At 51.9% G+C, this 11,694-nt stretch carries 12 protein-coding genes; 2 read left to right on the top strand and 10 right to left on the bottom strand.

Features of this window, described 5'->3' with window-relative positions; all coding sequences use genetic code 11:
* Positions 1 to 57: 57 nt before the first annotated feature.
* The 4 genes from HQN87_RS04245 to HQN87_RS04260 all read right to left on the bottom strand — a co-directional run bounded on the left by HQN87_RS04245 (position 58) and on the right by HQN87_RS04260 (position 3,931).
* Positions 58 to 354 carry a YlaH-like family protein gene (locus HQN87_RS04245; RefSeq protein ID WP_173128274.1) on the bottom strand — a complete coding sequence of 99 codons (297 nt, stop codon included), beginning with the start codon at positions 352 to 354 and terminating at the stop codon, positions 58 to 60.
* Between the two features lie 122 nt (positions 355 to 476).
* On the bottom strand, positions 477 to 2,321 hold the full coding sequence (typA, locus tag HQN87_RS04250) for a translational GTPase TypA (RefSeq protein ID WP_173128276.1): 1,845 nt from the start codon (positions 2,319 to 2,321) through the stop codon (positions 477 to 479).
* A gap of 254 nt (positions 2,322 to 2,575) precedes the next feature.
* A complete protein-coding gene (locus HQN87_RS04255) occupies positions 2,576 to 3,088 on the bottom strand; it encodes a hypothetical protein (RefSeq protein ID WP_173128278.1) in 513 nt (170 codons plus the stop codon).
* 183 nt (positions 3,089 to 3,271) lie between these two features.
* On the bottom strand, positions 3,272 to 3,931 hold the full coding sequence (locus HQN87_RS04260) for a TerC family protein (RefSeq protein ID WP_173128280.1): 660 nt from the start codon (positions 3,929 to 3,931) through the stop codon (positions 3,272 to 3,274).
* Between the two features lie 141 nt (positions 3,932 to 4,072).
* Between HQN87_RS04260 and HQN87_RS04265 the strand changes: the two genes are divergently transcribed.
* On the top strand, positions 4,073 to 4,768 hold the full coding sequence (locus tag HQN87_RS04265; RefSeq protein ID WP_173128282.1) for a TerC family protein: 696 nt from the start codon (positions 4,073 to 4,075) through the stop codon (positions 4,766 to 4,768).
* Between the two features lie 24 nt (positions 4,769 to 4,792).
* On the opposite strand, the gene thiI is transcribed toward HQN87_RS04265, so the two are convergent.
* The 6 genes from thiI to HQN87_RS04295 form a co-directional block, all read right to left on the bottom strand.
* Positions 4,793 to 6,034, bottom strand: coding sequence for a tRNA uracil 4-sulfurtransferase ThiI (gene thiI / locus HQN87_RS04270; RefSeq protein ID WP_173128884.1), 1,242 nt, complete (start codon positions 6,032 to 6,034; stop codon positions 4,793 to 4,795).
* Between the two features lie 57 nt (positions 6,035 to 6,091).
* Complete coding sequence (locus HQN87_RS04275) at positions 6,092 to 7,243, bottom strand: cysteine desulfurase family protein (protein WP_173128284.1); 1,152 nt, start codon at positions 7,241 to 7,243, stop codon at positions 6,092 to 6,094.
* A 142-nt stretch (positions 7,244 to 7,385) separates the two neighbouring features.
* Complete coding sequence (locus HQN87_RS04280; protein WP_173128287.1) at positions 7,386 to 8,099, bottom strand: lytic transglycosylase domain-containing protein; 714 nt, start codon at positions 8,097 to 8,099, stop codon at positions 7,386 to 7,388.
* A 188-nt stretch (positions 8,100 to 8,287) separates the two neighbouring features.
* On the bottom strand, positions 8,288 to 8,692 hold the full coding sequence (locus HQN87_RS04285; RefSeq protein ID WP_173128290.1) for a hypothetical protein: 405 nt from the start codon (positions 8,690 to 8,692) through the stop codon (positions 8,288 to 8,290).
* Positions 8,693 to 8,703: 11 nt separating this feature from the next.
* On the bottom strand, positions 8,704 to 8,925 hold the full coding sequence (locus HQN87_RS04290) for a DUF1540 domain-containing protein (protein WP_216857140.1): 222 nt from the start codon (positions 8,923 to 8,925) through the stop codon (positions 8,704 to 8,706).
* Between the two features lie 167 nt (positions 8,926 to 9,092).
* Positions 9,093 to 9,590 (bottom strand): YpuI family protein, encoded by a 498-nt coding sequence (locus HQN87_RS04295; protein WP_173128293.1) that lies wholly within the window; start codon positions 9,588 to 9,590, stop codon positions 9,093 to 9,095.
* 231 nt (positions 9,591 to 9,821) lie between these two features.
* Here HQN87_RS04295 and HQN87_RS04300 point away from each other — a divergent pair, with 231 nt between their 5' ends.
* Positions 9,822 to 11,690, top strand: a complete 1,869-nt coding sequence (locus HQN87_RS04300; protein WP_173128296.1) for a S8 family peptidase — start codon at positions 9,822 to 9,824, stop codon at positions 11,688 to 11,690.
* Positions 11,691 to 11,694 lie beyond the last annotated feature (4 nt).

Raw genomic sequence — 11,694 nt, forward strand, 5'->3', positions numbered from 1 at the left:
GTAGAATAAGATCACTTTATAATAACTTAGACGAATATGGGCAGCAAAAGTTGCGCCCTAGTTACGCTTCGCTGCAGCGGAAGCCTTCCGCTTCTGCCGGGCCTCTACCAGATAGCGGACACGCACAAGCAGCATCAGTCCGACAGCCACCAGCAGGCACTGGATAATCGGCAGCTTGTCATGCTGGAAAATGAGCAGCATCCCCGAACCCGCAGCCATCATGATGTAGAGTACGATCTCTTTGCCGATAGGCAGCTTCTGGTTAACGCGAAATACACGGTTATACACGTACGTCAGTAGAATAAAGATGACAATGTAAGCGACAATTGGATGCTCTGCGAACCAGCTCTGCATAACCCGTCACTCCTCCCGGATATAAGTATCGCTTACATTATATCATCCACAGCCGTTTTATACTGCAAAACCACAATAAAAGCCGCCGGATTCTTCATCCGGCGGCTTGAATGGATCGCAGTTTAAGCTTGGCTGGCTTGCGCCGCTTTACGCTGCTTCTCTACACGTTCGCGCTCGCCCTTGTTCAGGATCTTTTTGCGCAGACGAACAGATTTAGGAGTGATTTCGCAATATTCATCATCATTCAGGTACTCAAGAGCACCTTCCAGTGAGAACATACGTGGAGTTTTCATCTTCACAGTCTCATCCTTCGTAGCAGAACGTACGTTGGTCAGCTGTTTTTCTTTGCAGATATTTACAATGATGTCATTATCGCGGGTGTGTTCACCCACAATCATGCCTTCATAAATTTCAGTTCCCGGTTCCAGGAAGAGAATACCGCGGTCTTCTACTCCCATCATGCCATAGAGAGTCGTATTGCCGGTTTCACTGGATACGAGTACGCCCTGGTGACGTCCGCCAACCTGTCCGCCAATCAGTGGGGCATAGCTGTCAAACGCATGGTTCATAACGCCATAACCACGGGTCAGGGTCAGGAAGTAGGTATTGTAACCAATCAGACCACGTGCAGGAATCAGGAACTCCAGGCGAACCTGGCCAGTACCATGATTGATCATGTTGACCATTTCTGCTTTGCGTGTGCCCAGACTTTCCATAACAGCGCCCATGCTTTCTTCCGGAACATCAATCATCAGACGCTCAAGCGGCTCCATTTTGGCTCCGTCGATTTCCTTAACAATAACTTCAGGCTTGGATACCTGCATTTCGTAACCTTCACGGCGCATGTTCTCGATCAGGATACCCAGGTGAAGCTCACCACGGCCGGATACAACAAATGCGTCAGGGGAATCTGTCTCATCTACACGCAAGCTGACATCGGTCTCCAGCTCTTTGAACAGACGCTCACGCAGCTTACGGGAGGTAACCCACTTGCCTTCTTTACCTGCGAACGGGCTGTTGTTCACGAGGAATGTCATTTGCATCGTAGGCTCGTCGATCTTCAGCACCGGAAGAGCTTCAGGATGCTGCGGATCAGCAATGGTCTCACCGATGTTGATATCCTTGATACCGGCAATGGCAACGATGTCGCCTGCGCCAGCCTCTTCCGTCTCCACACGCTTCAGACCCTGGAAGCCGAACAACTTCTCAATCCGGGCAGTCTTGCTCTTGCCGTCACGCATAATTACAGTCACGGACTGGCCTTGCTTGATTACACCACGGTTCACGCGGCCAATGGCAATACGGCCCAGGTATTCATTGTAGTCCATCAGGGTTACCAGGAACTGCAATGGTTCTTCAATCTTTTCGGTTGGAGCCGGAATATGCTCAACAATTGTTTCGTACAGGGCAAGCATCGTGTCATCCTGCTTCTCAGGGACCATACTTGATGTGCCGTTAAGTGCAGAAGCATACACAACCGGGAATTCAAGCTGATCGTCATTGGCTTCAAGCTCAATGAACAGATCCAGGACTTCATCAATAACTTCCTTCGGACGCGCAGCCGGACGGTCAATCTTGTTCACGACTACGATAGGGGTCAGGTTCTGTTCTAGCGCTTTGCGCAGCACGAATTTCGTCTGCGGCATGCAGCCTTCATAAGCGTCAACCACGAGCAGTACGCCGTCAACCATCTTCATGATCCGTTCAACTTCACCGCCGAAGTCGGCATGTCCAGGGGTATCTACGATGTTGATCAGGAACTCTTTATAGGTAATTGCTGTATTTTTGGCTAGGATGGTGATTCCGCGTTCCCGCTCCAGATCGTTACTGTCCATGGCCCGTTCCTGCAAGTGCTCGTGCGCGCTGAAAATCCCGGACTGCTGAAGAAGCTGATCGACGAGTGTTGTTTTACCATGGTCAACGTGGGCAATGATCGCAATATTACGGATATCTTTTCTTGAATGCATGATTTGTATCCAAATCCTCTCATTTATCAAATTAAAAATGTTTAAATTTATAGCATGTCACGGCAGTCTCACAAAAGAAGCGCCAGGCAGAAAGCCGACGCTCCAACATTCCTTAATTTTATAGTGAAAGTACTATGAAAAGCAAGTCTTTTTCTGAAAAAAAACGTTACCAGGCTCGCTTAATTTTTCTAATTCTGCCATAAGGCTGATTCAACGGGGCATATTCAGCGGATCAAGGTCTGCTTGTCCACCGCTTACCAGCCACCGTTCCACTTCTTGCGGCTTCCCGGTCTGCCTCTGCCCAGCATCAGCCAGAGACCTGCAGCAACCAGTACAGCGCCGAGCAGATACAACGCCCCGGTACCCAGCAGAGTGAAAATAATCAGCACCAGGCTAAGCAGCCCGAGAATCACGGAGGTGGTTGTCAATCCTCTGGTTCCGGCTGAAGCATACAGCGAATATTCGTATAGTCCGACCGCGATACCCAGCAGAAGTGCAGGCCATAAATGCCTCATAAGATCCCAGCCCCAGGTATTGCATAAGCCAAAGAGCAAGCCGTACACCGTTAGTATGCCCGCAGGAATGAGTACTGATGCAGAAGCGCGGCGGGTGAAAAAGAGCACATGCAGGATCAGGCCCGGAACCAGAATGATGAGCGGCCACAAGGTTCGTCCCAGAAAACCGAACACCCCCAGCTTGCCCAGCAGAATCACAAGGCCGGCGGCTGCGATATACACACCCAGTTTCATGTCATTTTTGGAAGACATTTTTCACCTATCCCTTCAAAATTCGTGTCTTTTCACTGGCGACAGCATTCCCTTTTATTTTATCTGATAAAGACATAAAACACCATCATTCTTCAGGCACTGGACGATTATAATAAAGAAAAAAGCTGCACCAAAGCCTTCCAGCTTTTGGTACAGCCTCAGTATTGCCGGTATTGCCGGTTCTCAACCTGCGGACAGGGTTCTGCGCTTAACCATGCCCGTTATCACAACGATGATACCCAGCAGCATCGGCAATAGCGCGTGAAGGGTTGGCAGCAGGAACGAAATCACCGGGCCGAATTTGGCATCCTGCAGCAGCATGTTACCGGCGGTATACGCCAGGATATAAGCACCGATGAAGACCAGCACCGGAAAGCGGTGCAGCCAGCCTACGATAATGCCGCTTCCCCAGACTACAATCGGTATGCTGATCGCAATCCCGATCACGATAAGTGCCAGATCCCCTTTGGCCAGTCCTGCTATCGCCAGTACATTGTCCAGACTCATGATGAAATCAGCCAGCAAAATGGTGCGCACCGACTTCCAGACGCTCGCGCTTCCCTCAATCCTGAGTTCACCTTCGTCCTCAAGCAGCAGCTTGAAGGAAATCCAGAGCAGCAGCATTGCCCCTCCGGCCTGAATATAGGGGATCTTGAGCAGCAGCACTGCGGCAAAGGTCAGAATACAGCGCAGTGCGACAGCTCCGGCGGCGCCCCACCAGACGGCCAGCTTCCGGTGCTTCTCCGGAAGATTCTTGCTGGCCATCGCGATGACCATGGCATTGTCCCCGCTGAGCACCAGATTAATCATCAATATCTCACCAAGCAGCAATAAAGAATCCATCCAACTCTACCTCCCCGGGCTCCATGTATCTACATGTATGCCCTGGGGCGACAAGCTATGCTTCTTGTCCCGTTTTTTATAGAAACTGAGCATGAGCAGCCGGATTCCAGCGTATATCAGAGTATAGAGGAGTGATCCGGAATGAATACATCCGCTGTGGATTTCATATTATCTCTGCTCAATATTGTTTTCCTGGATCTGATCCTGGCCGGCGACAATGCGATTGTAATCGGTCTGGCCGCGCGGAACCTTCAGGGAAGCCAGCAGAAACAAGCGATTCTGCTGGGAACAGGCGGCGCTGTCGTCCTGCGGATAATCGCCACCATTCTGGTCGTGTGGCTGCTTCAGATTCCCTGGCTGCTGCTATGCGGCGGACTGCTGCTTATCCTCATCGCCTTCAAGCTGCTGTCCGGAGACAATACGGAAACGGATATTCACGCGGGCGGCACTCTGTGGGCGGCTGTGCGGACCATCGTTATAGCGGATGCCGCCATGGGCCTGGACAATGTAATTGCTATCGCCGGTGCAGCCAAACATAATATTACGCTTGTTGTGCTTGGGCTGCTGATCAGTGTGCCGATTGTCGTCTGGGGCAGTACCCTGTTCATCAGACTGATCAACAGATACCCCTGGATTATCTATATCGGCTCAGCCGTATTGGGCTTCACAGCCTCCAGCATGATCGCCAGTGAGCAGAAGATTGCCGCTTACTTCACCATACACCCGTTGCTGCACTATCTGTTCATTGCCGCAGTGATTGCGGGCATCCTCGCCGCCGGTCACTGGAAACGCCGCCATACGCACAGCAGTATTCCGCGCAGCGGAAGCTCTGTTTAATCCCCCCGAATAATCCCTGTCTATTTAGAACCACTCTTCCTCCAGCCCTGCCTGAGCCGGCACTAAGTCATTAGGCTTCTCGTTGCCATATGGCGTAATGGACACTGTCTCCGTTCCTGCAACCGCAGCATCCAGCAGAGCCTGATACCCGGGCAGTGTGGCTTCGATTTTGTCCACAATCCGCATGTTCGGATTCGTTGTCGGTGATTTGGGCACGAACAGCGTACAGCAATCCTCGTAAGGAAGAATGGACAAGTCGTACGTCCCGATGTTCTGGGACAGCTCCACAATCTCACTCTTATCCATCATCACCAGCGGACGCAGCAATGGCAGGCTGGTGGCACGGCCAATTACATTCATACTCGGCAAAGTCTGGCTGGCCACCTGGCCCAGACTGTCACCGGTAACCAGAGCCAGCGCTCCTTCGCGCTCAGCGAGCCCTGTAGCAATCCGCAGCATCGCCCGGCGCATCAGGGTAATAATCAGATTATCCTGCCCGATCCCGGTAAAGGAGGTCTGTACCCCGGTGAACGGTACCAGATGCAGCTTGATCACCCCGGCATAACGTGACAGAACCCGAGTTAAATCTACAACCTTTTGCCGGGCCAGCTCGCTTGTATAAGGATAACTGTAAAAGTGTACACACTCTACCTCCAGCCCTCTGCGCATGGATGACCAGCCCGCAACCGGACTGTCGATGCCGCCGGAGAGCAGCAGCATGGCTTTGCCGTTCGTGCCTAACGGAAATCCGCCGACACCGGCAATATTCTCGCAGAAGATGAGGGTGTATCCTTCACGGATCTCAATCCTCAGCTCCAGCTGCGGAGACTTCACATCTACAAGCAATCCGGGATAGCCTTGCAGCAGCGGAGTAGCTACAAGCTTATTCATCTCGATCGAGCCATAAGGGAAGTCCTTCCACACCCGGCGGGCGCTAACCTTGAAGCTGGTTCCGGCCGCCGGAGCCACAATATGGAGGAAGGTCCGGCTGGCATCCAGAATATCTTCGAATTCCGAGCGTGCCACCTTCACCGGGCTAATCGAGGCGATCCCGAATACTTTTTTGAGCGCATCCGTTAATTCTCCCGCCGGTTCACCGTTCAGCTCTACATAAATCCGGCCGAATTCCCTGCTCAGCGTCACCTTCGGATACGGCTTGACCATTTCCTTCACATGGCGCAATACCGTTTTCTCGAACCGGCTGCGGTTTTTCCCTTTCAGTGTAAACTCTCCAAAGCGTAGCAGGAGCATGTCTGCGAACTCCATGCTGTTCCCGTATCCGGCATTCTTCACTCCGGTTCCTGTGTCTATTGTTGTCATTAGTTATTTCATGCCTCCTTCGGCAATCTTCAAAGATTGAACGGCTGCAAGCAAGGCCTGCTCCAGCTGTATTATATCCTGTTCAGTGTGGCCATCCCCCAGACTGATCCTTATGCCCCCAAGCGCAGCAGCGGTATCCCTGCCCATTGACAGCAGAATCCGGCTGGGTTCCGCCAGCCGCGAGGAGCAGGCGGAACGTGTGGCAACCGCCATCCCAAGCTCCTCCAGCCTGCGGGCCATGACCTCTCCCTTCATACCGGGATAGGAGAAGTGGACAATATGCGGCGCCCCGTCCCCGCTGCTGTTCAATACAAGCTCCGGGATTCTTGATATATAATTCTCCAGCCGTGTCTTCAGCGGGCGAATCCGTGTGGTAAATTCCTGCCGCCGTTCCCCGCTCATCCGCACCGCTTTGGCTGAGGCTACAATATTCGGCACATTCTCTGTTCCGGCACGATGGCCCCGTTCCTGGGAACCGCCGGTCAGTATAGGAAACAGCGTTACCCCTTCTCTGACATATAGAATCCCTGTTCCGCGCGGACCGCGCAATTTATGTGCTGATAAGCTGTACAGATCGGCCTGCCAGTCCCTCAGCTCCACCTCAAGCTTGCCGTAGCCCTGCACTCCATCGACATGGAACAGGGTCCGGCGGTTCACAGCCTTCACCTGGCGCCCGATCTCGCGCAGCGGCTGTACTGTACCGATCTCATTGTTCACATGCATTACACTGACCAGCACAGTGTCTGCACGGACCGCCGCTGCTATTCGCGAAGGTTCGACAACACCTTGGCTGTCGGGTGCAATGAAGCTAATCTCCCAGCCCAGCTTCTGCAGTTGGAGACAGCTCTCATAGACTGAGGGATGCTCCAGCTCCGTAGTCACGATATGTCGTCCCCTGCTCTGGTATTGCAGCGCAGCCCCCTTGACAGCCAGGTTGTTGCTCTCGGTAGCTCCTGAGGTGAACACAATCTCCTGCGGCAATACGCCAAGCGCAGCTGCACACACCTCCCGTGCACGTTTCACCAGCCTGTCTGCCTCTTCTCCCGCCCGGTGCAGGGAGGAAGGATTGGCAAAGTGCTTCCGCATCACCTGCTCCATGGTCTGCACAACCTCTTCATACGGGGGAGCAGCAGCGGCATAATCCCAATACAGCATATATCGGTGTTCTCCTTTGTTTATCATTTCAGTGAGAAATATAAGTATAGCAAAATCCGACCTTTTTTTATATTTGCAAAAAGGATCAAACGGCCTGCTGCCGCTGTAAGCGGCGGATTGCAGATCCGTTTGATCCTTTATATTATACCGCGTATTGCGCGCGGGCGCGTTCTATTTTGGCAATGTAGGCCTGAGTTTCCTTCGGGAGTGCGGAGAGATTCGCCATAAGCTCAGCATCGTTGCTGACGCCAAGCTTGTTCACCCGGCCCGGCCCGGCATTATAGGCGGCCAGAGCCATCTTTTCCTGTCCGTCATACCGCTTAAGCTGGTAAGAGAGGTATCTTACCCCGCCGTCAATGCTCTGCGCCGGGTCAAAAGGATCGGAGACGCCCAATCCGTTCGCTGTTCCATCCATAAGCTGCATTAGCCCCTTGGCTCCCGCAGAAGATACGACGTTAGGATTGAACGAGGATTCTGTGTCAATTACCGCCTTGATCAGATCCACAGGGACGCCGTATTTCGCACTGGCTGTCTGGATCAGCTCTTCATAATCCGTCGGCACTGTCGCTGTTATTTCCCCGGAAATGTTGTCCTTGGCTTCTGCTGCTCCGCCAAGCTGCTGCCACAGCAGAGTATCCATGGAAGAAGCATCGGGCAGAGAAGTTAACGAGCTTCTACTGCTGCTGCCAGTAGTTGGCGGCTGCACGGCTGCCTGCTGAAGCAATGCGGCAAACTCGGCTGTTGATGAACCCGTGACTTCAGGCGATGAGACCTTACCGGCTTCGCGCTTGACGGTTGAGCTTCTCAGATCCACCCATTTCAGCTGGCCGCTTGGAGCAGCGGCATTGATTGACATGTCTCCATTCCCTCTTTCAGTTTGAATCTATTTAAACATAGCCCATAAAATTTAAATTTGAAATACGGATTAATTTTACTATTTATTCATGGCGATTACTATATGTACAAGCTAAAAAACAGACCTCAGACCTGCATAGTTAGGTCTGATAGCCTGTTTTGAAATCAGATGTGCAGGTTCCGTCTGCTCTAACGGGCAAAAGGAATTAAGACGAAATAACTTAACGTAGACACTATTCCCAGCCCCATTGACCAGGCACCGGCTGACTTTTGCCCTCTGGCATAAGCATAATACCCCAGCACAGCCGCAACCGGCCCCAATATAATGGACCAGATGAATAAAGAGACCACACCGAATCCTAAGCCGATATAGCCGATTCTCCGGTCCTCTCCTTCGTTCACACCGCCGGTTGACCGCTGATCCTCTTCCCGTACGGTTGTTCTCTGAAGCTGCGCGGGAGGGCTGAGCTCGGCAGCGTATTCCTCATTGTGTCTTCTGTCCCTGCGGGGATAATCCACCCTGCTGCGGGGCCTGAGAATAATTTTCCTGCGCTCTGAACGGTCCACTTTGGGTTCATCATTCGGATTATCCATAAGGTCCCCCTCTAAGCGTTCGGCTTAAACGTCAGACAACAGGTGGCGGATGAAGTCTCAGCATGGTCCTGATGATTATTGTCCGTCATCTCTTCAGCATATTCTTCCATGTAACGGCTGCCTGAATGCTGATCAATCTCAATGACAATTTCTTCGGCACGGCACAGGTTCTGTTCTCCCCAATAATGACAGTTGCTCACACTGCACTTCACAAGCGGTTTGGCGTTTGTCATAATGATCACCTCGGCTTCTATTATGCCCGCCGTGATTTTCGGCTATGCGGCAGATCGTTGCCAGTTGATGTATGCCGCGCACATATAATAAGACCAGGTGACGTCATGATCACATGACACACCTGGTCTTAGGCAGAACCTTCATATACTGGATAACGACGGATCAATTATACCTGATTCTGCATCCGCTTCTCAGTCAAATAATCATTCTCATAATAGGTGAGATCATCGCGCAATTCTTCGTATACCTTGGTGATCTCCATGATGATATCGCGTGCCGGACGGACAGGCTTCTTACGGAAACGGATCGCATCCTGGCCGGTATAAGCATATCGTCCATCTTCCGAATAGCTCTCATTCTTGGGATAGAAGAAATTATTAACTCCGAGATGATATACATTATATAGCGCTTTTTGCGCGAAGACTTCATCAAAGGTAGCGCGGCGCAGTGCAAGCCCAAGCTTCTCATAAGACATTTCCGAGAACACCAGCAGATGGCGGAGATCGGACAAGAACCCCCGATAGAAATGTAGCGTTTCTTCATCCTTTTCGGTAACAAGCTGCGGCAGGGCATGCTCGTTCAGGAACAGTTCCATTTTTTCGATTACGGATTTAAGTTTTTCTCTTGTCGATTCACACAATTTCTGCACATTGGCTGCTGACATGGCGATTGCTCCCCCTTATTGTTCCTTGCATTTGTAGTTGTTGTACTCTCTTGATAGTATCACAAAATCTCTTATGCCTCCACCCGGACGCAAATTCAAAACCCTGGAAGGCGCTTACTTTCTGATATTAACATAAAACCAAGGACGGCGGTATCCTTTTCTATGATGCATAAAACATGCCCTCCCTTCTAACCCTAACAGGTATTCTATAACGATGAAGGAGCGGAAATCATGTCCCGTAAAAATTTAACCGTCGCCGGTCTGGTCACTGCTGCGCTGACTGTGCTGCTGCTCACCTTTGCCCTGCGGCCGGAGGACCGCGGTACACTCAGACAAGCCTCAGTTCCTAATCCCCCGCAGGAGAAAACCATTAAAAAAGCCGCTCTTGTCCAGGATGTAACGGCCACTGACCAGCTGAACCGCGCGGATGTAAACAGACATCTAAGCACGCTGCTGGCGGATATCCATGGCGCTTCGCCTGAGGATATTTCAGCATATGCCACTAGCCTGCAGCAGGGACACGGACATATTACCCTGCTGATGCTGGTTGATTTCCGCACACATAAGACGACTACCTATAAATCCTCCCTGCCTGAAGGAACCGACCAGGAGAATAAGCTGCTGCTCCAATACCTGAATACAGCAAAATCAGCCATCAAAGGCCACCAGGCCTATGAGTCCCCTTCCTTTATAATCGGCGATAAAAAGTATTACTTCGTTGCCCAGCGTAACCGGGAAGGCCAGCTTGCGGTCATCGCCCTGATTAATCAGAAGATTCTGGACCGGGTTGCTCTGCATCAGCTCAAGAATCTGCGGCTTATCCCGTATCCGAAGGAAGGCAAGTACCGTATTGAGTCCGTACATGCGGATACCCTGAAGGATATCACGGTCAAGACAGGACATGACAATGAGAATGCCAGCCATTATTACGAGAATGAGATCGTAGTCCGGTTCCCTAACGGGCATCCCACTGCGGCACAGCTTCAGACGATCGCTGCCGATATCCGCTGTAAGGCCCCGCGCAAGCTGGGCTACGCTTATGTCTTCCGTTCAGACCAAATGAGCTATTCCCAGCTCAAAACTTACTTCGCTAATAAGTGGCATCCGCTGTACGCAGAGCCTCACTATATGTACTTAACCAATGATGCGGCCAGCGAAAATACAGGGGCTAACGTGATTACGCCCAATGACCTGCTCTTCTCGACTTACCAGTGGAATCTGCCGGCGATTGAAACTGCGCAGGGCTGGAATCTGTCCAAGGGCAGCAAGGAAGTCGTCGTAGCCGTTGTGGACACCGGTGTTCAAGCGAACCACCCCGACCTGAAGGGGCAACTGCTTACAGGATATAATGCGATCACTAACAGCTCCACACCGGATGATGATGTAGGCCATGGAACGCATGTTGCGGGCATTATCGGAGCATTGACCAATAATCAGGAGGGTGTGGCCGGAATCAGCTGGTACAACAAGATTCTTCCGGTAAAAGCACTCGACAACTCCGGGGCGGGCACGACCTATTCGGTTGCCGAAGGGATCATCTGGGCGGCTGACCAGGGTGCCAAGGTGATTAATCTCAGCCTTGGCAACTATGCCGACTCACAGTTTCTGCATGATGCCATTAAATATGCCTACGACCGCGATATCGTCATTGTCTCCGCTTCAGGTAATGACAATACGGAGCGTCCCGGTTATCCGGCGGCATATGAAGAGGTTATTGCGGTAGCTGCAACCAACGCCTCCGGAGACAGAGCCTCCTTCTCCAATTACGGGGAATACATTGATGTAGCTGCCCCGGGGGAGAGTATTGCCAGCACCTATCCTGATAACCAGTATGCGGCATTATCCGGTACCTCGATGGCCAGTCCTCATGTGGCCGCCCTGGCCGGGCTGGTGCGCTCGCTCAATCCTGCACTGACCAATAAGGAGGTCACGGAGTTACTGACTACTAACGCTGTGGATCTGGGGAATGCCGGACATGATAAATATTACGGCTGGGGCCAGGTCGATATCTACCGCACCCTCCAGGCGGCAGGCGGAGGCGAGGTTCCGCTGCAATTGTTCCCGCAGCATGTCGGCAAACAGTTGAACTCTATACAATAGCAAT

Source organism: Paenibacillus tritici (genome assembly GCF_013204885.1).
Lineage (GTDB): Bacteria > Bacillota > Bacilli > Paenibacillales > Paenibacillaceae > Paenibacillus_AQ > Paenibacillus_AQ tritici.